21 protein-coding genes, 2 pseudogenes and 1 riboswitch are annotated in these 21,548 nt (G+C 62.2%); of the genes and pseudogenes, 14 read left to right on the plus strand and 9 right to left on the minus strand.

Annotation, left to right across the window (positions count from 1 at the left end):
* Positions 1-79: 79 nt before the first annotated feature.
* From ACSQ2Z_RS21580 to thiC, 6 genes are read right to left on the minus strand one after another with little or no spacing between them, the layout of a single operon-like run.
* Complete coding sequence (locus tag ACSQ2Z_RS21580; protein WP_436083305.1) at positions 80-829, minus strand: hydroxymethylpyrimidine/phosphomethylpyrimidine kinase; 750 nt, start codon at positions 827-829, stop codon at positions 80-82.
* 10 nt (positions 830-839) lie between these two features.
* Positions 840-1,445, minus strand: coding sequence for a thiamine phosphate synthase (locus ACSQ2Z_RS21585; protein WP_436083306.1), 606 nt, complete (start codon positions 1,443-1,445; stop codon positions 840-842).
* Positions 1,442-2,215, minus strand: coding sequence for a thiazole synthase (locus ACSQ2Z_RS21590; RefSeq protein ID WP_436083307.1), 774 nt, complete (start codon positions 2,213-2,215; stop codon positions 1,442-1,444). Before ACSQ2Z_RS21590 ends, ACSQ2Z_RS21585 begins: the two co-directional genes overlap by 4 nt.
* Positions 2,216-2,217: 2 nt before the next feature.
* Positions 2,218-2,415, minus strand: coding sequence for a sulfur carrier protein ThiS (gene thiS / locus ACSQ2Z_RS21595; RefSeq protein WP_436083308.1), 198 nt, complete (start codon positions 2,413-2,415; stop codon positions 2,218-2,220).
* Entirely contained in the window at positions 2,412-3,470 is a 1,059-nt protein-coding gene (gene thiO, locus ACSQ2Z_RS21600; RefSeq protein WP_436083309.1) for a glycine oxidase ThiO, read from the minus strand. The genes thiS and thiO overlap by 4 nt, the downstream gene beginning before the upstream one ends.
* Before the next feature lie 2 nt (positions 3,471-3,472).
* Positions 3,473-5,308, minus strand: a complete 1,836-nt coding sequence (gene thiC / locus ACSQ2Z_RS21605) for a phosphomethylpyrimidine synthase ThiC (protein WP_436083310.1) — start codon at positions 5,306-5,308, stop codon at positions 3,473-3,475.
* Positions 5,309-5,403: 95 nt separating this feature from the next.
* Positions 5,404-5,542: riboswitch (TPP riboswitch) on the minus strand.
* A 173-nt stretch (positions 5,543-5,715) separates the two neighbouring features.
* On the opposite strand from thiC, the gene ACSQ2Z_RS21610 reads away from it, so the two are divergent.
* The 6 genes from ACSQ2Z_RS21610 to ACSQ2Z_RS21635 all read left to right on the plus strand — a co-directional run bounded on the left by ACSQ2Z_RS21610 (position 5,716) and on the right by ACSQ2Z_RS21635 (position 11,630).
* Positions 5,716-6,384, plus strand: coding sequence for a GntR family transcriptional regulator (locus tag ACSQ2Z_RS21610; RefSeq protein ID WP_436083311.1), 669 nt, complete (start codon positions 5,716-5,718; stop codon positions 6,382-6,384).
* Positions 6,385-6,633: 249 nt separating this feature from the next.
* Positions 6,634-7,608: a biotin synthase BioB gene (bioB, locus tag ACSQ2Z_RS21615; protein WP_436084119.1), complete on the plus strand. Its 975-nt coding sequence runs from the start codon at positions 6,634-6,636 to the stop codon at positions 7,606-7,608.
* A complete protein-coding gene (locus tag ACSQ2Z_RS21620; protein WP_436083312.1) occupies positions 7,605-8,750 on the plus strand; it encodes an 8-amino-7-oxononanoate synthase in 1,146 nt (381 codons plus the stop codon). The genes bioB and ACSQ2Z_RS21620 overlap by 4 nt, the downstream gene beginning before the upstream one ends.
* The gene (bioD, locus tag ACSQ2Z_RS21625) at positions 8,750-9,382 is read left to right on the plus strand and encodes a dethiobiotin synthase (protein WP_436083313.1); all 633 of its coding nucleotides are present in this window, start codon (positions 8,750-8,752) and stop codon (positions 9,380-9,382) included. Before ACSQ2Z_RS21620 ends, bioD begins: the two co-directional genes overlap by 1 nt.
* Entirely contained in the window at positions 9,379-10,644 is a 1,266-nt protein-coding gene (locus ACSQ2Z_RS21630; RefSeq protein WP_436083314.1) for an adenosylmethionine--8-amino-7-oxononanoate transaminase, read from the plus strand. Before bioD ends, ACSQ2Z_RS21630 begins: the two co-directional genes overlap by 4 nt.
* Positions 10,644-11,630 carry a beta-ketoacyl-ACP synthase III gene (locus tag ACSQ2Z_RS21635; RefSeq protein ID WP_436083315.1) on the plus strand — a complete coding sequence of 329 codons (987 nt, stop codon included), beginning with the start codon at positions 10,644-10,646 and terminating at the stop codon, positions 11,628-11,630. The genes ACSQ2Z_RS21630 and ACSQ2Z_RS21635 overlap by 1 nt, the downstream gene beginning before the upstream one ends.
* 172 nt (positions 11,631-11,802) lie before the next feature.
* On the opposite strand, the pseudogene ACSQ2Z_RS21640 reads toward ACSQ2Z_RS21635, so the two are convergent.
* A pseudogene (locus ACSQ2Z_RS21640) lies at positions 11,803-12,223 on the minus strand (helix-turn-helix domain-containing protein).
* Positions 12,223-12,408: pseudogene (locus ACSQ2Z_RS21645) on the minus strand (type II toxin-antitoxin system HigB family toxin); the annotation flags it as partial. The pseudogenes ACSQ2Z_RS21645 and ACSQ2Z_RS21640, both read right to left, overlap by 1 nt.
* A gap of 235 nt (positions 12,409-12,643) precedes the next feature.
* Here ACSQ2Z_RS21645 and ACSQ2Z_RS21650 point away from each other — a divergent pair.
* The gene (locus ACSQ2Z_RS21650) at positions 12,644-12,919 is read left to right on the plus strand and encodes an AbrB/MazE/SpoVT family DNA-binding domain-containing protein (RefSeq protein WP_436083316.1); all 276 of its coding nucleotides are present in this window, start codon (positions 12,644-12,646) and stop codon (positions 12,917-12,919) included.
* Positions 12,906-13,295, plus strand: a complete 390-nt coding sequence (locus ACSQ2Z_RS21655; protein ID WP_436083317.1) for a type II toxin-antitoxin system VapC family toxin — start codon at positions 12,906-12,908, stop codon at positions 13,293-13,295. The genes ACSQ2Z_RS21650 and ACSQ2Z_RS21655 overlap by 14 nt, the downstream gene beginning before the upstream one ends.
* A gap of 242 nt (positions 13,296-13,537) precedes the next feature.
* Here the strand turns inward: ACSQ2Z_RS21655 and ACSQ2Z_RS21660 are convergent, their stop codons facing one another.
* Entirely contained in the window at positions 13,538-14,605 is a 1,068-nt protein-coding gene (locus ACSQ2Z_RS21660) for an AraC family transcriptional regulator (RefSeq protein ID WP_436083318.1), read from the minus strand.
* Between the two features lie 198 nt (positions 14,606-14,803).
* Here ACSQ2Z_RS21660 and ACSQ2Z_RS21665 point away from each other — a divergent pair, with 198 nt between their 5' ends.
* The 6 genes from ACSQ2Z_RS21665 (at position 14,804) to ACSQ2Z_RS21690 (ending at position 21,547) form a co-directional block, all read left to right on the plus strand.
* Positions 14,804-15,574, plus strand: a complete 771-nt coding sequence (locus ACSQ2Z_RS21665) for a 3-hydroxyacyl-CoA dehydrogenase (protein ID WP_436083319.1) — start codon at positions 14,804-14,806, stop codon at positions 15,572-15,574.
* A 22-nt stretch (positions 15,575-15,596) separates the two neighbouring features.
* On the plus strand, positions 15,597-16,784 hold the full coding sequence (locus ACSQ2Z_RS21670; protein ID WP_436083320.1) for an acetyl-CoA C-acyltransferase: 1,188 nt from the start codon (positions 15,597-15,599) through the stop codon (positions 16,782-16,784).
* A 21-nt stretch (positions 16,785-16,805) separates the two neighbouring features.
* A complete protein-coding gene (locus ACSQ2Z_RS21675) occupies positions 16,806-17,933 on the plus strand; it encodes an acyl-CoA dehydrogenase family protein (protein ID WP_436083321.1) in 1,128 nt (375 codons plus the stop codon).
* A 68-nt stretch (positions 17,934-18,001) separates the two neighbouring features.
* Positions 18,002-19,234: a 3-methyl-2-oxobutanoate dehydrogenase (2-methylpropanoyl-transferring) subunit alpha gene (locus tag ACSQ2Z_RS21680; RefSeq protein ID WP_436083322.1), complete on the plus strand. Its 1,233-nt coding sequence runs from the start codon at positions 18,002-18,004 to the stop codon at positions 19,232-19,234.
* A gap of 1 nt (position 19,235) precedes the next feature.
* Positions 19,236-20,249: an alpha-ketoacid dehydrogenase subunit beta gene (locus tag ACSQ2Z_RS21685; protein ID WP_436083323.1), complete on the plus strand. Its 1,014-nt coding sequence runs from the start codon at positions 19,236-19,238 to the stop codon at positions 20,247-20,249.
* A 2-nt stretch (positions 20,250-20,251) separates the two neighbouring features.
* Positions 20,252-21,547 carry a dihydrolipoamide acetyltransferase family protein gene (locus ACSQ2Z_RS21690; RefSeq protein ID WP_436083324.1) on the plus strand — a complete coding sequence of 432 codons (1,296 nt, stop codon included), beginning with the start codon at positions 20,252-20,254 and terminating at the stop codon, positions 21,545-21,547.
* Position 21,548: the final 1 nt, after the last annotated feature.

The raw sequence follows: 21,548 nt of genomic DNA on the forward strand, positions 1-21,548 counted from the left end.
CCGCCACTGACCTGCAAGAACGGATCGCTCTCAGTCATGGCCATGACCGCGCCGAGTGTTTGATCATCCAAGGTTCTGCCTAATGCCTGGAGTCGGCCAGTCTGTCATGAACAAAGGCCTTGGCGTCGCTGACGGCCGTGATCAGATCGTCGCCGCATGCCAGCCGCGCCGCTATCGCGCTTGCCAGCATGCAACCGGTCCCACGCATCAAGACGGCAAGGCGAGGCGCCCTGAAGAACTGAACGGTATGCCCCGCCTGAACGAGCATATCGACCGATTCCAGGCCATCGCCATGGCCTCCCTTGATGAGGACCGCTTGCGCCCCTACGGCGATCAGCTCTCGTGCCTGGGTGATTACAGCCTCCGATGGCTCGTGTCTCACCGGAGCCGTCAGACACGAAAGCTCCGGCAGGTTTGGCGTAATCAGCGCGCATTGCCGAAACAGCCGATGCAACGGAGCCTTCGCGTTCGGGGCAAGCAGCACGCCGCCCGAAGTGGACGCAAGAACGGGATCGAGCACCACGGGGATATCCGGATGATCCTTCAGAACCGAAGCGACGGCCGTGATCGTCGCAGCTGTTGCCAGCATGCCGATCTTGATGGCATCGACCTGATTGGCTGTAAGTGCCGCACGCATCTGCTGGGCGACACGATCTGCCGGGATTTCATCCACATGTTGAACGCCGTGATGGGTCTGAACGGTGACCGCAGTCACGGCCACCGAGGCCTTCACACCAAACGCGGCCAGCGTCTCGATGTCACGGACGATGCCGGCGCCGCCCGAGGAATCCGAGCCGGCGACGACAAGCACATGAGGCCGCTTCTTCATCGCCCCCTCTTCATCGAAATTGCGCCGTCCGCTCGATCCATTCGCGCGTGCGCGCTTCCGGATCCGCATTGAGCGTGATGTCGGTGACGACGGCGGCACCGTCGGCGCCATGGGCAAAAACGCTGTCGATACGGTCGGTGTTGATGCCGCCGATGGCGACGAGCGGCAGGTTTCCGATGCGCGCCTTCCAGTTGCACAGCCTGTCGAGCCCCTGCGGTGCCCATTTCATCTTCTTCAGGATTGTCGGCCAGACCGGACCGAGCGCCACATAGTCTGGCGCTGCTGCGAGGGCGGTTTCCAGCTCCGTCTCGTCATGGGTCGAAAGCCCGAGCTTGATGCCGGCGGTGCGGATGGCGGCGAGATCGGCCGTGGCGAGATCCTCCTGGCCGAGATGAATGAAATTGCACCCCTCGTCGATCGCCAGCCGCCAGTGATCGTTGACGATAAGCTGGCAGCTGTGCCGCATGCAGACCGCTTTCGCGCGGCGGATGTCTTGGCGCAGTTCCGTCTCGGACCCCTCCTTCATGCGCAACTGCACGAGCTTTACGCCAAGCGGCACCAGGCGCTCGATCCAGTCGGCGCTATCGACGATCAGATAAAAGGGATCAAGCTTCACGAAAACACCGCCTTGCCGATGACCGGCGTCGAGGGCACCGCCATGTCGCGCGGTTCCAGCATGCCTGCCTGGAACGCAACACGGCCTACCTCGATCGCACCCTTGAAAGCCGCAGCCATTGCCACCGGATCGGCAGCACCGGCAACCGCGGTGTTGAGCAGCACCGCGTCGAAGCCGAGTTCCATCACAATGGCAGCATGGGAGGGCCGCCCGATGCCGGCATCGACGATCAGCGGGACGTTCGGAAAATGTGCTCGCATGCTGCGCAAGGCCGGCAGATTGATCGGCCCCATGGCCGAGCCGATCGGCGCGCACCAGGGCATCAGCACCTCGCATCCCGCCTCCATGAGGCGTTCCGCCACCACGAGGTCATCGGTCGTATAGGGAAAGACCTTGAACCCTTCGCCGTTTAGGATGCGCGCCGCCTCGACCAGCGCGAACACATCGGGCTGTAGCGTATCATGGTTGCCGATCACCTCGAGCTTGATCCAGTCGGTGGCGAAGACATCACGTGCCATTTTCGCCGTGAGGACAGCCTCGGAGACGGTGTGGCAGCCGGCGGTGTTGGGCAAGACCTTTACGCCGAGCGTGCGGATCAATTCGAAGAAGGCGCCACCCGTGCGGCTGCCCGCCGTTTCGCGGCGCAAAGAGACGGTGACGATATCGGTCTTCGACGCGCGAACTGCGTCGCCGAGGATGGCAGGCGATGGGTAGCGGGCGGTTCCGAGAAGCAAGCGGGAGGCAACGGAGGTTCCATAAAGCTCAAGCATGATCAGCCTCCTTGCATCGGCGACAGGATCTCGATGCGGTCGCGATCGCTGAGGGTAAAACCTGCGCGATCCTCGCGATGTACCAGTTCGCCGTTGACTGCTGTTGCCAGCCAATCGCCTTCGTAGTCGAGCGCGACCAAGAGCTCTGAAAGAACGGAAATGTCTGTCTGATGGTCTTCGCCGTTGACGGTCAGTTTCATCGGTTTGCTCCAGTCTGAAGTGGAATGAAGTGCATGCGTTCGGGCGCAGGAAGCGGCGCCTCGACGTCGACGGACATCTGCCCGATGTCTCTTCGCAAGTCGCTTGTCATGTGGGCTGCAACGTCCCGTGCGATGGAAGGCGCCAGCAGAAATCCGTGGCGGTAGAAGCCGTTGATGCGGATGGTGCTGCCATCAATCTCAAAACGCGGCAGATTGTCCGGATACGCAGGGCGCACGCCGGCGCCGGTTTCGATCACGCGCGCCTCTCCGAAGGCCGGATGAAGCGTATAGGCGGCGTTCATAAGCTCCATCAGCGACCGGGCGCTGATCGGCCCGGGATCGTCGGTCTCGATCATCGTTGCGCCGACCATGAAACGCCTGTCGCCACGCGGCACGAGGTAAAGCGGGATGCGTGGGTGCAGCAGCCGGACCGGACGCGACAGCCCCACATCCGATGTTTCCAGCATCAGCATTTCTCCGCGCACGCCGCGCAGATCCGCTGCTTGGTCGATCGCGCTTGCCCCGGTGCAATCGACGACACGGTCGAACCCGGCATCCGAAAAATCCGGCGCCGCTTCGAAATGGAACCGCACGCCGATCGCCCGCAGCTTGTCGTGAAGCGCAGTTATCGCCCGTCTCGGATCGAGATGCGCTTCCTCCCGGAAAAACAGCGCCTTGCGAAACCGCCCGGCAAGGTCCGGTTCGAGCTCTGTTATGTCATCGGCATCCAGCCAGTCGCACCCGCAGGTGCGGGCCGCGAAGCGGGCAAGCTCGCCGGTGTCGCGCGGCGGCGCGACAACCAGCGTGCCTTTGCGGATGACGTGGCCGGGCAGGGCCGCGTCCCACCAGTCGGCGGCGGTGCGCCCGAGCGCCAATACGGTGTCAGGCGCACTTTCCCTTTCACACCACGGCGCGAGCATGCCCCCGGCGAACCATGAAGCCCCGCCGCCGGCGCGTGCCGCCGTCTCTGCGATCTCGACATGGACCGCTCTCGCCTGCAGCTCGTGGGCGAGGGTAAGGCCGGCAACGCCGGCCCCCCTGATCAAAACGCGCATGGTTACTCTCCCGCGGGCGGAGCGTTCCCATCGGCGCCAAGCGGCATATAGAGATCGCCGCCTGCCTGGAACTTCGCGGCCATCGCTTCCAGCCCCTCCTTCTGGGCCTCGGCGCGGATGTCATGCGATATCCGCATGGAGCAGAATTTCGGGCCACACATCGAGCAGAAATGCGCAACCTTGTGGGCTTCCTTCGGCAGGGTTTCGTCGTGGAAGGAGCGGGCCGTTTCCGGATCGAGCGACAGGTTGAACTGGTCCTCCCAGCGGAACTCGAAACGGGCCCGCGACAAAGCGTCGTCGCGCAGCTGCGCTGCCGGGTGCCCCTTGGCGAGATCGGCCGCATGCGCCGCGATCTTGTAGGTAATGACGCCGACCTTGACGTCATTACGGTCGGGCAGGCCGAGATGCTCCTTCGGCGTGACGTAGCAGAGCATGGCCGTGCCGAACCAGCCGATCATCGCAGCACCAATGCCCGAGGTGATGTGGTCGTAGCCCGGCGCAATATCGGTCGTCAGCGGCCCGAGCGTATAGAACGGGGCTTCGCCGCAGACTTCCAACTGCTTGTCCATATTCTCCTTGATCTTGTGCATCGGCACATGGCCGGGGCCCTCTATCATCACCTGGCAATCCTTTGCCCAGGCGATCTGGGTCAGTTCGCCCAGCGTCTCCAGTTCGGCGAACTGCGCGGCGTCGTTGGCATCGGCGATCGAGCCGGGACGCAGGCCGTCACCGAGCGAGAAGGAGACGTCATAGGCGCGGCAGATGTCGCAGATTTCCTCGAAATGCTCGTAGAGGAAGCTTTCCTTGTGGTGATGCAGACACCACTTGGCCATGATCGAGCCGCCGCGCGAGACGATGCCGGTGACGCGGTTGACGGTGAGCGGGATATAGTGGAGCCGCACGCCGGCATGGATGGTGAAATAGTCAACGCCCTGCTCGGCCTGCTCGATCAGCGTGTCGCGGAAGACCTCCCAGGTGAGATCCTCGGCAATGCCGTTGACCTTCTCCAGTGCCTGATAGAGCGGCACTGTGCCGATCGGTACCGGCGAGTTGCGGATGATCCACTCGCGGATGTTGTGGATGTTGCGGCCGGTCGACAGGTCCATGACGGTATCGGCGCCCCAGCGCGCCGCCCAGACCATCTTCTCGACTTCCTCGGCCATTGACGAGGTAACGGCCGAATTGCCGATATTGGCGTTGATCTTCACCAGGAAATTGCGGCCGATGATCATCGGCTCGGATTCGGGGTGATTGATGTTGGCGGGAATGATCGCCCGCCCGGCCGCGACTTCGGCTCTTACAAATTCCGGCGTGACATGATCGGGAATATGCGCGCCGAAACTCTCTCCGTCGCGAACAAGAGCCTCCTTAGTGGCCTTGCGCCCGAGGTTTTCGCGGATGGCGATGTATTCCATTTCGGGCGTGATGATCCCGGCCCTCGCGTAGGCAAGCTGGGTGACGGCCTTGCCGTCCTTGGCCTTCAGCGGCCGGTTGCGGATGGGAAATTCCGGCGTTAGCCGTTCGCCTGTGGCAAAGCCGTTGTCTTCGGGTTTGACATGCCGGCCCTCATACGCAGCGACGTCGCCACGCGCCGTCACCCAGGCTTGGCGCAGACGCGGCAGCCCGGCGTCGATCGAAACGGTGAGGGTGGAATCGGTGTAGGGGCCGGAGGAATCATAGACCATGACGGGCGGTTCGCCCGACGTTGGATGAAGCGCGATCTCACGCATCGGCACGCGGATGGCTGGATGCAGTTCGCCCGGAACATGGACTTTGCGGGAGGCCGGCAGCGGGCCCGTGGTGACAGTTGGAGTGAGGTTTTTTGCGGCAACATTCATGGTTGAGGCTCCAAATTTTAGGTTGGAGACCCAGTCCTTTAGAGCCGGAATGATGGAAAGACGCTGACACGAATCCGCAAGCGGAAAATCGAATCGTGGCAGCGCTTGCACCGTCCCTACGCCAGTATGAACTGGATCAGGTTCAACGGGTCACTGCGCTGCTTGAGGGCGGCAAGGCCACCTTTCGCGCCAGCAGAATCTCAGCCCCTTGTCGGGACCCCCCTGGTGAATACGGCCAGTAAGGCATGGTTCTGGACGATGCGTCAAGGGCTGTTGGCGCGGCCGTTGTGATGGCACGGCAAGCGGCGACCGCCTGTTGTTTTGTGTGCGTGCGGCAAGCCGTAAAGATTTTCAATGTTTTCAGTCTTTGTCTCGACAGCGCGTCTACGGCAAATTATCTATAAAAAATGACCTCGACGCACGAAGACACCATTGCCAGCCGCATCAGCCGCATCCTAGCCGATAGGATCGTGACCGGCGAACTCGATCCCGGCACGAAGCTGCGGCAGGATCATATTGCCGAGGAGTTCGGAACGAGCCATGTGCCCGTGCGCGAAGCCTTCCGCCGGCTGGAGGCGCAGGGGCTTGCAGTCAGCGAGCCGCGCCGCGGCGTGCGGGTCGCATCCTTCGATCTGAAGGAGGTTCGCGAAGTGGCGCAGATGCGGGCAGCGTTGGAAGTTCTGGCGCTTCGGCATGCGGCGCCGCACCTGACGCCATCGATCCTCGATCAGGCAGAGGAAGCGACGGTTGCCGGCGACAATTCCCGCGACGTTCGGTCCTGGGAGGAGGCCAACCGCCGTTTCCACAGTCTCATTCTTGCCCCTTGCGGCATGCCGCGCCTCTTGGCCTCGATCAACGATCTGCACGCCGCCAGCGCCCGCTTCCTGTTCGCCAGCTGGCGCTCGGAATGGGAGGTCCGTACCGACCATGACCATCGCGCGATCCTGACATTTCTGCGTCAGGGCAACGTCGAGAACGCCGCTGCCGTTCTCGAACGCCACGTGCAGTGGATCGGGCAAAAACCCGTGCGGAACGCTTCGGGGACGACGCGCGAGGCATTCGCGATCGTTGGCTGACCACCCGGTCCGCCGGTCCCGTCCCGTCAGTTTTTTGCCCGACATGCACCGGGAGCCTGACTCCTGTTGCGCCCTTAAACTCTCTCTGTGATTGTAATTTTATGGCCGGTCAACGAAAGGGCGCTTGCGTTCGATTGCGCCTCAATAAATTATAGATAATATCAAGTCTTATCTATACTGAGCTCACAGGCAGGCGCGACAAAAGGGAGTAGATCGATAATGTTGCACGAAAGCACAGCCGCAGACCGCATGGAAGCGCCCATCACCATACCGATCGAATCGTTGTCTGTCGCTCAGGCAAAAATTATCTATAATTTGCCTTTCAATGATCTGCTGTTTCGGGCCCAGACCATTCACCGAGCGAATTTCGATCCCAACGCCGTGCAGATGAGCCGGCTCTTGTCGATCAAGACCGGCGGTTGTGCCGAGGATTGCGGCTATTGCAGCCAGTCGGCGCATTCTCCAACCGGCCTCAAGGCTTCCAAGCTGATGATGGTCGAAAAGGTGGTCGCCGAAGCCCGCAAGGCCAAGACCGAAGGGGCCACCCGCTACTGCATGGGGGCCGCCTGGCGCAGCCCGAAGGACCGCGACATCGACACGTTGCTTGCCATGGTTGCCGGCGTCAAGGCGCTCGGCATGGAGACCTGCATGACGCTCGGCATGCTCTCGCCGGCCCAGGCCAGCGCGCTGGCCGAGGCGGGCCTCGATTATTACAATCACAACATCGATACGTCGGAAGAGTTCTACTCGCAGATCATCACCACCCGCACCTTTGCTGACAGGCTGGAGACGCTGTCGAATGTGCGTGAAGCGGGCATGAAGGTCTGCGCCGGCGGTATCCTCGGCATGGGCGAAACGACGGATGACCGCATCTCCATGCTGGTGACGCTCGCCAATCTCCAGCCGGCGCCCGAGAGCGTGCCGATCAACATGCTGATTCCGATTCCTGGTTCGCGGCTCGCCGATGCCGAACCGGTCGATCCGATCGAGTTCGTCCGGACCATCGCGCTCGCCCGCATCCTGATGCCGCGCACCCACGTCCGCCTGTCGGCGGGGCGCACGCAGATGAGCGACGAAATGCAGGCGCTCTGTTTCTTCGCCGGCGCCAATTCGATTTTTGCCGGCGACACACTGCTCACCACCGAGAATCCGGGCGAGGATCACGACACGGCGCTGTTCCGCCGCCTTGGTCTGAAGCCGATGGAACTGGAGCCGGCTGAATGACGCCGACGCGGCTCGCGCGCTATGAAACGACCCTGGCGGGGCTGGAGCGCAAGGAAAGGCTCCGGACCCTGGTGGGGCGGGACGGCGCCGATTTCAGTTCGAACGACTATCTCGGCTTTGCTGGTTCGACGCGGCTCGCGACGGCGGTCACTGCGGCGCTTCAGCGCGGTGTACCTGTTGGTGCCGGCGGCTCGCGCCTGCTGCGCGGTAACCACCCGGAACACGAGGCGCTGGAGGCGGAGGCTGCAGCCTTTTTCGGCGCCGGGCGCGTCCTTTATTTCAGCACCGGCTATGCCGCCAACGCGGCTCTTTTTTCAACCCTGCCGCAGCGCGGCGATCTCATCGTCCATGACGCCTTGGTGCATGCCAGTGCGCACGAGGGCATGCAGGCAAGCCGGGCGCTGGCGGTGCCGGCTCTGCACAATGATGTCGCGGCGTTCGAAGAGGCGATCATCCGCTGGCGACGCGACGGCGGAACCGGCCATCCGTGGATCGCCGTCGAAAGCCTCTATTCGATGGACGGCGATCGTGCGCCACTCGCTGCGCTTGCAGCACTTGCCGAACGGCATGACGGCTTTCTGGTGATCGACGAGGCGCATGCGACCGGCGTCTTTGGCACCAGTGGCCGTGGTCTCGCCGCTGACCTTGAGAACCGGAAGAATGTTATCGTGCTGCACACCTGCGGCAAGGCCCTTGGCGTCTCCGGGGCGCTGCTCGGCGCGAGCGCAACGCTTTGCGACTATCTGGTCAACCGGGCGCGCGGCTTCATTTATTCAACTGCGCCGTCGCCGCTGATGGCGGCTGCCGTGCGTGAAGCCCTGCGCATGCTTGTGGATGAGCCGAAGCGGCGCGCGGATTTCGACGGATTGCGCGCCTTTGCCAACAAGGAACTTGCCGAAAAGCTCGGGATGGAGGGCAGTGGTTCGCAAATTCTGCCCGTGATCATCGGCGATAATGGCCGGGCGGTGCGGATCGCCGCGCGCATGCGGGCGGACGGCTTTGACATCCGGGCAATTCGCCCGCCGACCGTTCCCGAAGGCACGGCACGGCTGAGGATCGCGATCACGCTCAACGTCGATAAGACGACGATTACACGCATGTTCACCCGGCTGGCGGCGATCATGGCGGAGGAGAAGCCGTGATGCGGTTCGTCGTGACCGGCACGGATACCGGCATTGGCAAGACGGTGTTTTCGGCGGCGCTGGCGGCGGCACTTGGCGGCTATTACTGGAAACCGGTGCAATCGGGGCTCGAGGAAGAAACGGACAGCCAGGCCGTCAGCCGGTTGGGCTGCCTGCCGCCGGAACGCATTCTGCCGGAAGCCTATCGACTTAAGACCCCCGCATCGCCGCATCTCGCGGCGCAACTCGATAACGTCGAGATCGCGCCCGAGACCCTGACGCCGCCTCTGACCGATGCCCCCCTCATCATCGAGGGCGCCGGCGGCCTGCTGGTGCCGCTGACGGAACACCAAGTGTTCGCCGATGTCTATGCGCGTTGGCGCATCCCCGTGATCCTCTGCGCACGCACGGGGCTCGGCACGATCAATCACACGCTGTTGTCGCTCGAAGCACTGCGCCGCCGCTTCATCCCGGTTTTCGGCGTAGCGTTCATTGGCAACGAAGCGGCCGAAACACAACGCATCATCGCTGCAATGGGGCAGGTGCGGGTTCTCGGCCGCCTGCCGCCGCTTGATCCACTGACGCCGGAGCGTTTGCAGTGGGCCTTTCGCAATTATTTTCCTCTTTCCTCCTTCCAGGAGAGGACGGCATGACCTCACCCGTCTGGCACCCGTTCACCCAGCATGGGTTGGAACCGCCGATGAAGCGCGTCGTACAAACGGACGGCGCCTGCCTGATCGAGCAAGACGGTTCGCGTATCCTCGATGCCATATCCTCCTGGTGGGTTATCACCCATGGTCACCGGCACCCTGCGATCATGAAGGCTATCCAGGCGGCATGCGAGACCTACGACCAGATCATCTTCGCCGAATACACGCATGAGCCCGCCGAGGACCTGGCGCGGGGCCTGGTGGAGATCGCTCCTGTCGGGCTCAAGCATGTCTTCTATTCAGACAGCGGCTCGACCTGCGTCGAAGTCGCGCTGAAAATGGCGCTCGGTTTCTTCCACAATTCCGGCGCGCCGCGCAGTCGCGTTGTGGTGCTGGAGCACGGCTACCATGGCGATACGATCGGCACGATGTCGGCGGGTGAACGCGGCGTCTTCAACCAGGCCTATGAGCCACTGCTGTTCGGCGTCGATCGCCTGCCGTTCCCGGCGCCCGGCCGTGAACAGGAAACGCTCGACGCCTTCGAGTTTTACTGCGCGACGGGTCAGGTGGCGGCGTTGTTGATCGAGCCGCTTGTTCTCGGGGCGGGCGGCATGCGCACCTATCCGGCATCCGTCCTTACCGAGTTGAAGCGGATTGCCGAAAAACATGACGCCCTGATGATCGCCGACGAAGTGATGACCGGCTGGGGGCGCGCGGGCAGCCTGTTCGCCTGCGAGCAGGCCGGTGTGACGCCCGATATCCTCTGCACCTCCAAGGGGCTGACCGGCGGCGCCCTGCCGCTGGCCGCAACACTGTGTACGGCCGGGATATTCGACGCACACCTTTCGACGGACCGCCGCCGGACCTTTTTCCATTCGAGTTCCTACACCGCCAATCCGATCGCCTGCGCTGCTGCGGTCGCCAATCTGACCGTGTGGAAGGACGAGCCAGTGCGCGAGCGCATCCTTTCGCTGCAGGAGATGCAACAGGAGCGACTTGCCCGTTTCCAGGACGATCTGCGCTTTACCGATATCCGCCAGGTCGGCACCATCACGGCTCTCGATCTGCGGGTGCCAGCGGCCGGATATCTGTCGGACGTCGGTCCGCGGCTCAGGGCTTTCTTTCGCGAGCGAAGACTGCTGATCCGGCCGTTGGGAAACGTCATCTATCTGATGCCGCCTTATTGCGTCACCGCCGCCGAGCTAGACCGCGCCTATGACGCGATCGACGAAGCGGCCGCGTGTTTCGCGGCGGGGCGGTTATGATGGGCGCGCGGTCGTCCCGGCTTGCCGGTTTCGGTCACTGTGTTCCCCGCCGGTGTGTCGAAAACGCCGAGATCGAGGAAAGGCTCGGCCTGGAGCCGGGCTGGATCGAGCGCCGGACCGGAATCAGGGCGCGGCACTGGGCTGAACCGGACGATACGCTGTCCGGCCTTGCGGCAAGCGCAGGAGCGGCTGCCATTAAAAATGCCGGCATCGCCCCGGACGATATCGCGCTCACGCTTCTTGCCACGTCGACGCCCGATCATCTGCTGCCGCCTTCCGCGCCGCTTCTGGCCCATCGTCTCGGCCTGGCCAATTCCGGTGCGATCGACCTTGCCGGTGCCTGCTCGGGCTTTCTCTATGCGCTGACGCTCGCCGACGGTTTTGTCCGGGCGCAGGGCCGGCCGGTACTGGTCGTTGCGGCCAATATATTGAGCCGCCGGATCAACCCCGCCGAACGGGCAAGCGCGGTGCTGTTTGCCGATGCTGCCGGCGCCGTCGTCCTGGTGCCGTCTCAGGATGTGGAAACGGGAATTCTCGGCGTCGACCTTGCCTCCGACGGCAGCCGCTACGACCTGATCTCGATTCCGGCGGGCGGAAGCAACCGGCCCTTTGCGGCGGACGTGGCAGCGAGTGAATGCCTGATGACGATGCGCGACGGGCGGGAAATGTTCGCGCAGGCGGTCGAAATGATGGGGCTTTGTGGCGAACGGGCGCTTGCAAGGGCAGGGCTTTGTGCAGCCGATATCAGCCGCTTCGTTCCGCACCAGGCGAACGCACGCATTTTCGATGCAGTTTGCAGTCATCTTGGCATAGAACCGGAAAAGACCGTTCGCACGATCATGGACTATGGAAACTCCTCCGCCGCAACGATCCCCCTTTCCCTCTCGCTTGCCCATCAGGCTGTGCCTTTCGCCGCCGGCGAAAAACTGCTGTTGACCGCGGCGGGCGCGGGACTGACGGGTGGTGCCTGTGTGATCGGGATTTGACGAGACGTTTTGTCAGCGGTGGAAAATTGCCTGCCCACGACGACAGCGGACCGATGGGACGGAATGCTCCAAAGTTGGCGATTGCTCGGCGAACCGCGGTTCAGGGCATGATCTGATCGTTTGACAAAGCGTCGAGAAGAGAAATCCGAGAGCCTGCTTCGGATCTCTCTGTTTAAGCGTGGACCCGTTCCGGCTCTACCAGATGGTATGGTTCTACAAGGCAGTCTGCAGGGATGCCCCACTCCTTGTGCAGCTTGCGGATCATACCGACAGTGAGCGCACGCCTCTTGTTCAAGACCTCTGAGGCGCGCGAGCGGGAATCGAAAAGGGCGGAGCTATCAACCTGGGTGCGACCGGACATCTCCATGTGGGCTTTGATCAGTGCAACGGGCTCCGGTGCCGATCAGTTCAACGGGCTCCGGCGCCTCGATTGCATAGTTCTTGTCTTCGTAAGCCTCGATGAGGGTCGAAAGGATATCGAAGCGATCGGCTTCCGCCGTGCCAAGTGCTGGCTGGCTGTCAAAATACCGCGCGACCTCTGCAATAGCCCATGCAAGATCATCATCTGTTCTGATGGCTCGAATGTTTTCCATTACGCTGTCTCCGGGTTGATAGCGTCGTATTCCTTGTGAGTGCCAATGAACTTTATGAGACTCGTCTGAACGGATAGGCGACGTGCACGACCAGGCGATATTTATTGCCCTAGATGTCCAATGAGGCGATTATCGCTCACAAAATCGACATTGGCGCCGAACATCGCCTTTACGTCTGCCGGACCTGTGACGGGGGTATTTGCGGATACCAAAGAGATTTTAGCGGGTCTTGGCGTAGTTAACCGGTCGAATGCCGATGGTTGATGGTCAATAGATGATAGCTACAAGGAACTGGGTTACCACATCAATGTCAAGAAGCTACCTCGTCGGCGAAACTAGTGAAGCCTCAGCATTATTCACCTTGAATATCGAAGTCGACGGGACTATCTTACGCTTGTCTTACCTGCAGGACTCCGACCGATGGCTCATGCTGAAAACCTGACTACGACCGTTTCGACCAAAGGACAGGTCATCCTGCCGAAGGCGATCCGACAGCGGCGGGACTGGGAAGCCGGTACTCGGCTGATTGTCGAGGAAACCCCGGAAGGTGTATTGTTGAAGCAGGCACCCGCATTCTCGCCAACGCGACCGGATGATGTGTTTGGCATGCTCCGTTTCAGGGGTGAGCCGAAGACTCTGGAAGATATGGAGGCTGGCGTACTGGCCGAAGCTCGACGCCGCCATGATCGCGATTGATACCAATCTCATCGCCAGGTATCTGACGGGCGATCACCCTGAACAATCTCCCCGCGCTCGTGAGCTCGTCAACGGGCAGGCAGTTTTTGTCGCCGTTACAGTAATATTGGAAGTCGAATGGGTGCTGCGCAGCGCCTACGGGTACGGTCGACCAGACGTTGCCCGTGCCCTGCGCGCTTTTGGCGGGCTGCCCACCGTGACGGTCGAGGATGCGGCAATCGTTGCTGTTGCTTTCGATCTCGCAGAGAAGGGAATGGATTTTGCCGATGCCTTGCACCTCTGCAAGTCGGCCCATTGCGAAGAGTTTGTCACCTTCGACCGAAAATTCATAAAAGCAGCGAAAGCCTCCGGTTACGAAAGCGTCCGGGAAGCCTGAAATCAATCCGTTAAACGGTATCCCGTTTCGCTGAAGGTGTATTCCTTGACAAGAATCGCCTCGTCCAGATTCTTGTGGTTAGCGCTTCGATGCTCCGTCGGAGCACCACGATTATATCAGGCCAATATTCATTCTCTTGGCGATTCATCTTCCGGGATAGCTTATCGCCGGCATATGTTCACCAATGTTTGCATTAACTCGTTTAGTGTAAGCGTTGCGCAAGATCGCCCGGCTGCTTGATTTTAGGTAACGTCGCGCGACGGAATCTTGTGACTTTTGCTATCTATTTCCGAACTTTCGGGTAGAGCGGCAACCGAACCCGTCTCGCGCCTGAAGGCGGCCGGGCTCTTCGATGTCCATTTGCGAAAGGCCCGGTGAAAGGCGCTGGGTTCGGAGAAGCCGAGTTGTGCGGCGATCTCTCCGACGCTGCTCTTTCCATGGAGCAGCATTTCGATCGCAAGATCGCGGCGAATCTCGTCCTTGATGCCGGCATAACTTTGTCCTTCGCTTTGCAGGCGATGGCGAAGCGTCGATGGCGATATCTTCATCTGCGCGGCAATTGCGCTGAAGCCGGACCAGCTGGAAGGCGTCGTTTGCCGCAGCCGCTTGCGGACGCTGGCAGCCAGACCTGCGTCGTAGCGATAACGCACGAGAATATTGGCGGGTGCGCCTCGGAGAAATTGTTTCAAGGCCTGCTCCGTGCGCACGATCGGCAGCTTCAGCACGGCGCGATCAAAGGCGAGACGGCTGGCAGGTTGTGAAAATTGCACCGGCGCCCCGAAAAACAATCGGTAATCCGCCCCCTGTGGCGGTTCCGCACAGCGAAAATCCACCCTGCGGATCGGGATGCGCCGCCCGACCAGCCAGCAGGTGATGCCATGCAGCAGAATCCAGTAGGTCCGGTAAGCGAAAGCCGAGCGGGCCTCGCCCTTGTCCGTCAGCACGATTTCGGCCAGCCCGTCGCGGATGACGAGTTCGCCGCACGGGTCTTCCAGCACCACGCCGAGGAAGCGCAAGGCGCGCCGTAGCGCCTGTTCCAGGGTCTGCGCATGCAGCACGCAATGGCAAAGCAGCGTGAAACTGCCGCTGCGCATCGGTCGTCCGCCCATTCCGAAGAATTCGTCATCGACTTCGGCTGCGACCGCCAACCAAAGGGCGCCATAAGCCTCCGCGGAAATCGGCCTGTCGACCACCGGCGGCAGACCGAGCGAGGCCAGCAGCGGTTCCGTCGGCTTGTCCTGCCGCCGCAGACAATCCAGCGCCTCTTCCACGAAAGAGGGTGAGATCATCCGCCGGTCCGCATCTGCCATGGCTGCTCCTCGCATATGGCAAAACTGGCCAAAAAATGAAGGACAGTTCTGTCATCGATTGCAATACAGTGTCAGCGTAGAGTCCTGCAAGACAATGCTGCCGAAAAGCAGGTACCATCAACGAAACGTGGCAGGGGAGGGCTGCATGATGGATCGAAAATCAGCACCCGCATCTGTTCGAAACGGGAGCGGACCGTCATGTTGATCTCCGGCAAGGTCTTTGTGGTAACGGGTGGCGGCTCTGGCTTGGGCGCCGCCGTCGCCCGCATGCTGGTCGAGGCCGATGCCCGCGTTATCATCGCCGATGTCAACCTTGAGGCCGGTGAGCGGGTCAGCGCCGAACTGGGACCAACGAGCGCCCGTTTTGTCCGCACCGACGTGACCAGCGAAGCGGACGGCCTTGCCGCGGTCAAGGCAGCACTTGAGACCTTCGGACATCTGCATGGTCTGGTAAACTGCGCGGGGATCGCGCCTGGCGAAAAGGTGCTGGGCCGCGATGGCCCGCATCGTCTCGAAAATTTCGTCCGCGCGGTCGGCATCAATCTCGTCGGTACCTTCAACATGATCCGCCTTGCGGCCTCGGTCATCCAGAATGAGGAACCGGACAGCGAAGGTGAGCGGGGCGTCATCGTCAACACGGCCTCTATTGCGGCCTTCGATGGACAGATCGGTCAGGCTGCCTATGCGGCGTCGAAGGGCGGCATCGTCGGCATGACCCTGCCGATCGCCCGCGAACTCGCCCGCTATGGCATCCGCGTCGTTTCGATCGCGCCCGGCATTTTCGAAACGCCGATGATGGCCGGCATGCCGCAGGAGGTCCAGGATGCCCTCGGCAGGGGCGTGCCCTTTCCGCCGCGGCTCGGCCATCCTTTTGAATTTGCTGCGTTGGTGCGCCATATCTGCGAGAATACAATGCTGAACGGCGAGGTGATCCGCTTGGACGGAGCCTTGCGCATGGCGCCGCGTTGAGGCTGGCTCCGGGGAGGTTGAAATGACAGTGCATGATCCCATCGTCATCGTCGGTTCCGCTCGTACCGCAATGGGCGGATTTCAGGGCGACCTGAAGGATGCGACCGCTCCCCAACTCGGCGCTGCGGCTATCCGCGCCGCCTTGGAGCGCGGCCGGGTTTCCGCCGACGCGGTGGAGGAAGTGGTTTTCGGTTGCGTCCTGCCGGCCGGACAGGGGCAGGCGCCGGCGCGACAGGCAGCCATCGGCGCGGGCCTGCCCTTCGCGACTGGCGCAAGCACCGTCAACAAGATGTGCGGCTCCGGCATGAAGGCGGTGATGTTGGCACATGACCTGATCGCGGCCGGCAGCGCGAATATTGCCGTCGCCGGCGGCATGGAAAGCATGAGCAACGCGCCCTATCTGCTTGATCGTGCCCGCGGTGGTTACCGGCTCGGCCATGGCCGCGTCATTGATCACATGTTCCTCGACGGGCTGGAGGATGCCTATGACAAGGGAAGGCTGATGGGCACTTTCGCGGAGGATTGCGCCGAGGCCTATCAGTTCACACGGCCCGCGCAGGACGATTTTGCGGTGACGTCGCTGACCCGCGCGCAGAAGGCGGTCGACGAGGGGCTTTTCGATGCCGAAATCACGCCGGTCACGGTGAAGACCGGAAGGACGGAGCAGGTGGTCAATCGCGACGAGCAGCCCGGTAAAGCAAGACTTGAAAAGATCCCGACCCTTAAACCCGCATTCCGTGAAAACGGAACGGTGACGGCCGCCAATTCCTCGTCGATTTCCGATGGCGCAGCGGCGCTCGTGCTGATGCGCCGCTCCGAAGCCGATCGCAGGGAGCTGACGCCACTTGCAACCATCGCCGGGCACGCGACACATGCACAGGCACCCAATCTCTTCGCGACTGCCCCGATCGGTGCGCTGACGAAGCTCAGCGAAAGGGCCGGATGGGACCTGAAGGATGTCGATCTGTTCGAGATCAACGAGGCGTTCGCCGTCGTCGCCATGGCCGCGATGCGCGACCTCGACTTGCCACACGACAAGGTGAATGTGCATGGCGGCGCCTGCGCGCTCGGCCACCCGATCGGCGCGTCCGGCGCCCGCGTCATCGTTACGCTCCTGGCAGCGCTTGAGCGATACGGGCTGAAACGCGGCATGGCCTCGCTCTGCATCGGCGGCGGCGAGGCGACCGCCATCGCCGTCGAGCGGCATTGATCGGGCTGGGGAGGAGGGTAGATGATCCTGACTGAACAGCAAATCCAAATTCGCGACATGGCTCGCGACTTTGCCCGCGAGCGCCTGATGCCAGGAGCCGCCGAGCGCGACGTTTCGCATGCGTTTCCCAAGGATGAATTGAAGGAAATGGGCGAACTTGGCTTTCTCGGCATGCTGGTGCCGGAGGCCTATGGCGGCTCGGAGACGGGAACCGTCGCGTATGCCGTCGCCCTCGAGGAGATCGCCGCCGGCGATGGCCCGTGCTCGACCATCATGAGCGTCCACAGTTCCGTCGCCTGCGTTCCCATCCTGAAATTCGGCACGGAGGAACAGAAGCAGCGGTTCCTGCCGAAGCTCGCCTCCGGCGAATGGATCGGCGGTTTTGCGCTGACCGAACCGCAGGCGGGTTCGGATGCTTCCAACCTGCGCACGCGCGCTCGCCGCGACGGCGATCACTATGTGCTCGATGGTGCCAAGCAGTTCACCACCTCCGGCAAGAATGGGCAGGTGATCATCGTCTTCGCCGTCACCGATCCCGATGCCGGCAAGAAGGGAATTACCGCCTTTATCGTGCCGACGGATACGCCCGGTTACGAGGTCGTGCGGGTGGAGCACAAGCTCGGCCTGCATTCCTCCGATACCTGCCAGATCGCATTTACCGACATGCGCATTCCAGCGGATTTACGGCTTGGGCAAGAGGGTGAAGGCTACAGGATCGCGCTTGCCAATCTCGAAGGCGGCCGCATCGGCATTGCGTCGCAATCGGTCGGCATGGCGCGCGCGGCCTTCGAGGCGGCGCGCGACTACGCCCGCGAACGCATCGCCTTCGGCAAGCCGATCGTCGAGCATCAGGCAGTCGCCTTCCGCCTTGCCGACATGGCGACGCAGATCGAGGTGGCGCGGCAAATGGTGCTGCATGCCGCGGAACTCAAGGAAAGCGGGGAACCCTGCCTGACCGAAGCCTCGATGGCCAAGCTCTTTGCCTCGGAAATGGCGGAAAAGGTCTGCTCGGATGCGATACAGATCCATGGCGGCTATGGCTACATGTCGGACTATCCGGTCGAGCGCATCTACCGCGATGTTCGCATCTGCCAGATTTATGAGGGAACAAGCGACGTGCAGCGCATCGTGATTGCGCGTAATCTGTGAAAGGAAGGCCCTCGTTTTCCGGGAGAGAGCAAGGCGAGCGGGGGCGAAAAGGGAGGAAGAACGAAGGCATGACCGAGTTCCCGCAATTGAGCCTGCATGTTCCGGAGCCAGCCGTCCGGCCCGGCGGTCAGCCGGATTTTTCCAACGTCAAGATCGCCAAGGCCGGCGCGGTGCCGCGCCCGGAAGTCGACGTCGCACCGGAGGAGATCCGTGATCTCGCCTATTCGATCATTCGCGTCCTGAACCGCGATGGAGAAGCGGTCGGCCCTTGGGCGGGCCTGCTGTCGAACGAAGAACTGCTGACCGGCCTGCGCAACATGATGAAGCTGCGCGCCTTTGATGCCCGCATGCTGATGGCACAGCGGCAGGGCAAGACCTCCTTCTACATGCAGCACCTCGGAGAAGAGGCCGTCAGCTGCGCCTTCCGCAAGGCGCTGAGAAAAGGCGACATGAACTTCCCGACCTATCGCCAGGCGGGCCTCCTGATCGCCGACGATTATCCCATGGTCGAGATGATGAACCAGATCTTCTCGAACGAGAGCGATCCGCTGCGCGGCCGGCAGCTTCCGATCATGTACTCATCCAAGGAGCATGGCTTCTTCACCGTCTCCGGCAACCTCGCCACCCAATATGTGCAGGCCGTCGGCTGGGCCATGGCCTCGGCCATCAAGAACGACACCAGGATCGCCGCCGCCTGGATCGGTGACGGCTCGACGGCGGAATCGGACTTTCATTCCGCGCTCGTCTTTGCCTCGACCTACAAGGCGCCGGTCATCCTCAACATCGTCAACAATCAATGGGCGATCTCGACGTTCCAGGGCATCGCCCGCGGCGGTTCCGGAACCTTTGCTGCGCGCGGCCTTGGTTTTGGCATCCCGGCGCTGCGTGTTGATGGCAATGATTATCTCGCCGTCTATGCCGTATCCCGGTGGGCTGCCGAGCGGGCCCGGCGCAATCTCGGGCCGACGCTGATCGAATATGTCACCTATCGTGTCGGGGCGCATTCGACCTCCGACGACCCAAGCGCCTACCGGCCGAAGACGGAATCCGAGGCCTGGCCGCTCGGTGACCCCGTCCTTCGCCTGAAGAAGCACCTGATCGTGAAAAGGGTCTGGTCGGAGGAACGGCACGTGCAGGCGGAAGCCGAAATCCTCGACGAAGTGATCCAGGCGCAGAAGCAGGCGGAGGTGCATGGCACGCTGCATGCCGGCGGAAGGCCCTCAGTACGCGATATCTTCGAAGGCGTCTACGCCGAGATGCCCCCGCATATTCGCCGCCAGCGGCAGAAAGCAGGATACTGACATGGCCAGAATGACAATGATCGAGGCCGTGCGCAGTGCGATGGACGTCTCGATGGAACGCGACGACAATGTGGTCGTTTTCGGCGAGGACGTCGGTTATTTCGGCGGCGTCTTCCGCTGCACCCAAGGGCTGCAGGCGAAATACGGCAAGACCCGCTGCTTCGATACGCCGATCAGCGAAAGTGGCATCGTCGGCACGGCGATTGGCATGGCAGCCTATGGCTTGAAACCCTGCGTCGAGATACAGTTCGCCGACTACATGTACCCGTCTTATGACCAGATCACTCAGGAAGCCGCCCGCATCCGCTACCGCTCTAACGGCGATTTCACCTGCCCGATCGTCCTGCGCATGCCGACCGGCGGCGGCATTTTCGGCGGCCAGACGCACAGTCAGAGCCCGGAGGCGTTGTTCACCCATGTCTGCGGCCTGAAGGTCATCGTCCCCTCTAATCCTTACGATGCCAAGGGGCTGCTGATTGCGGCGATCGAGGACCCGGACCCGGTAATGTTCCTTGAGCCGAAGCGCCTCTACAATGGCCCCTTCGACGGCCATCACGAAAAGCCGGTGACGCCCTGGTCGAAACATGAGCTTGGCGAGGTGCCGGAAGGTCACTACAGCATTCCGATCGGCAAGGCGGAAATCCGGCGGCGGGGATCTGCGGTGACGGTTGTCGCCTATGGCACCATGGTCCATGTCGCGCTGGCTGCCGCGGAGGAGATGGGCATCGACGCGGAGGTGATCGACTTGCGCAGCCTGTTGCCGCTCGATCTCGACACGATCGTTCAATCCGTCGCGAAGACGGGCCGCTGTGTCATGGTGCACGAGGCGACCCTGACATCCGGCTTCGGCGCGGAGGTAGTAGCGCTGGTGCAGGAGCATTGCTTCTATCATCTCGAGGCGCCGGTCGTGCGCGTGACAGGCTGGGATACGCCTTATCCGCATGCGCAGGAATGGGACTATTTCCCCGGCCCCGCCCGCGTCGGACGCGCGCTCGCTGAAGTCATGGAGGCGTGACCATGGGTGAATTCACCATCAAGATGCCAGATGTCGGCGAAGGCGTGGCCGAGGCAGAGCTCGTCGAATGGCATGTGAAGCCGGGCGATCCCGTGCGCGAAGACATGGTGCTTGCCGCCGTCATGACCGACAAGGCCACGGTCGAGATTCCCTCCCCGGTGACAGGCACGGTTCTGTGGCTTGGGGCAGACATTGGCGATACGGTCGCCGTCAAGGCGCCGTTGCTGCGCATAAAGGTGGCAGGCGAGGGGGGTGAGGCCTCGGCGACCCCAATGCCGGAAACAGTGACCATCGGGCCGGCTGAAGAGCAATCCCCCGTCGCAAAGGTTGAGAGCCCGCCGCCGGTTGAGAGCCCGCCTCCGGTTGAGAGCAATGCACCAGTCCAGGCCGCGCCGGTCGCACGGGTCGAGGTACAGATGCCTGCGGAAAAGCCGCTTGCCTCACCAGCCGTTCGACTTCGGGCGCAGGAGGGCGGCATCGATCTGCGCCAGGTGCCGGGCACCGGGCCGGCGGGACGCATAACCCATGACGATCTCGACCAGTTTCTTGCCCGCGGTGCTCAGCCTGGTGCAACGCCGGCTGGCCTTGCGAAGAAAACGGCCGTCGAGGAGATCAAGGTCACGGGCCTGCGCCGCCGCATCTCCGAGAAGATGGTGCTTGCCACCTCGCGCATCCCCCACATCACCTATGTAGAGGAGATCGATGTCACAGATCTCGAGGACTTGCGGGCAACCATGAACGGCACCCGCAAACCGAACCAGGCGAAGCTGACGATCCTGCCCTTCCTGATGCGGGCGATGGTAAAGGCAATCGGCGAGCAACCCGGTGTCAACGCCACCTTCGATGACGACGCCGGCATGATCACTCGCCATGGTGCCGTGAATATCGGCATCGCCACCCAGACACCGGCGGGCCTGACCGTCCCAGTGGTTCGCCACGCGGAAGCTCGCAGTATCTGGGATTGCGCGGCTGAACTGGTGCGGCTCGCGGAAGCCGCCAGAACAGGCTCAGCGCTGCGCGAAGAGCTCTCCGGCTCGACCATCACCATCACCTCGCTCGGTGCGATGGGCGGAATTGCGACGACGCCGATCATCAACCACCCGGAGGTGGCGATAGTTGGCGTCAACAAGATTATGACGCGGCCGGTGTGGGACGGCAGCCAATTCATTCCGCGCAAGATGATGAACCTCTCGTCAAGTTTCGATCACAGGGTCGTGGACGGCTGGGACGCAGCGTCGTTCGTCCAGCGGCTCAAGGTGCTGCTCGAAACCCCCGCGCTGATTTTCATCGAAAGCTGAT

The sequence above is a fragment of the Pararhizobium sp. LjRoot235 genome (assembly GCF_964254145.1).
GTDB lineage: Bacteria > Pseudomonadota > Alphaproteobacteria > Rhizobiales > Rhizobiaceae > Pararhizobium.

What these genes read in the sequence shown, in the direction of transcription:
- ACSQ2Z_RS21580 (WP_436083305.1), bottom strand. Translation starts at nt 829, where the DNA reads ATGAAGAAGCGGCCTCATGTGCTTGTCGTCGCCGGCTCGGATTCCTCG.
- ACSQ2Z_RS21590 (WP_436083307.1), bottom strand. Translation starts at nt 2,215, where the DNA reads ATGCTTGAGCTTTATGGAACCTCCGTTGCCTCCCGCTTGCTTCTCGGA.
- thiS (WP_436083308.1), bottom strand. Translation starts at nt 2,415, where the DNA reads ATGAAACTGACCGTCAACGGCGAAGACCATCAGACAGACATTTCCGTT.
- thiO (WP_436083309.1), bottom strand. Translation starts at nt 3,470, where the DNA reads ATGCGCGTTTTGATCAGGGGGGCCGGCGTTGCCGGCCTTACCCTCGCC.
- thiC (WP_436083310.1), bottom strand. Translation starts at nt 5,308, where the DNA reads ATGAATGTTGCCGCAAAAAACCTCACTCCAACTGTCACCACGGGCCCG.
- ACSQ2Z_RS21610 (WP_436083311.1), top strand. Translation starts at nt 5,716, where the DNA reads ATGACCTCGACGCACGAAGACACCATTGCCAGCCGCATCAGCCGCATC.
- bioB (WP_436084119.1), top strand. Translation starts at nt 6,634, where the DNA reads ATGGAAGCGCCCATCACCATACCGATCGAATCGTTGTCTGTCGCTCAG.
- ACSQ2Z_RS21620 (WP_436083312.1), top strand. Translation starts at nt 7,605, where the DNA reads ATGACGCCGACGCGGCTCGCGCGCTATGAAACGACCCTGGCGGGGCTG.
- bioD (WP_436083313.1), top strand. Translation starts at nt 8,750, where the DNA reads ATGCGGTTCGTCGTGACCGGCACGGATACCGGCATTGGCAAGACGGTG.
- ACSQ2Z_RS21630 (WP_436083314.1), top strand. Translation starts at nt 9,379, where the DNA reads ATGACCTCACCCGTCTGGCACCCGTTCACCCAGCATGGGTTGGAACCG.
- ACSQ2Z_RS21635 (WP_436083315.1), top strand. Translation starts at nt 10,644, where the DNA reads ATGGGCGCGCGGTCGTCCCGGCTTGCCGGTTTCGGTCACTGTGTTCCC.
- ACSQ2Z_RS21650 (WP_436083316.1), top strand. Translation starts at nt 12,644, where the DNA reads ATGGCTCATGCTGAAAACCTGACTACGACCGTTTCGACCAAAGGACAG.
- ACSQ2Z_RS21655 (WP_436083317.1), top strand. Translation starts at nt 12,906, where the DNA reads ATGATCGCGATTGATACCAATCTCATCGCCAGGTATCTGACGGGCGAT.
- ACSQ2Z_RS21660 (WP_436083318.1), bottom strand. Translation starts at nt 14,605, where the DNA reads ATGGCAGATGCGGACCGGCGGATGATCTCACCCTCTTTCGTGGAAGAG.
- ACSQ2Z_RS21665 (WP_436083319.1), top strand. Translation starts at nt 14,804, where the DNA reads ATGTTGATCTCCGGCAAGGTCTTTGTGGTAACGGGTGGCGGCTCTGGC.
- ACSQ2Z_RS21670 (WP_436083320.1), top strand. Translation starts at nt 15,597, where the DNA reads ATGACAGTGCATGATCCCATCGTCATCGTCGGTTCCGCTCGTACCGCA.
- ACSQ2Z_RS21675 (WP_436083321.1), top strand. Translation starts at nt 16,806, where the DNA reads ATGATCCTGACTGAACAGCAAATCCAAATTCGCGACATGGCTCGCGAC.
- ACSQ2Z_RS21680 (WP_436083322.1), top strand. Translation starts at nt 18,002, where the DNA reads ATGACCGAGTTCCCGCAATTGAGCCTGCATGTTCCGGAGCCAGCCGTC.
- ACSQ2Z_RS21685 (WP_436083323.1), top strand. Translation starts at nt 19,236, where the DNA reads ATGGCCAGAATGACAATGATCGAGGCCGTGCGCAGTGCGATGGACGTC.
- ACSQ2Z_RS21690 (WP_436083324.1), top strand. Translation starts at nt 20,252, where the DNA reads ATGGGTGAATTCACCATCAAGATGCCAGATGTCGGCGAAGGCGTGGCC.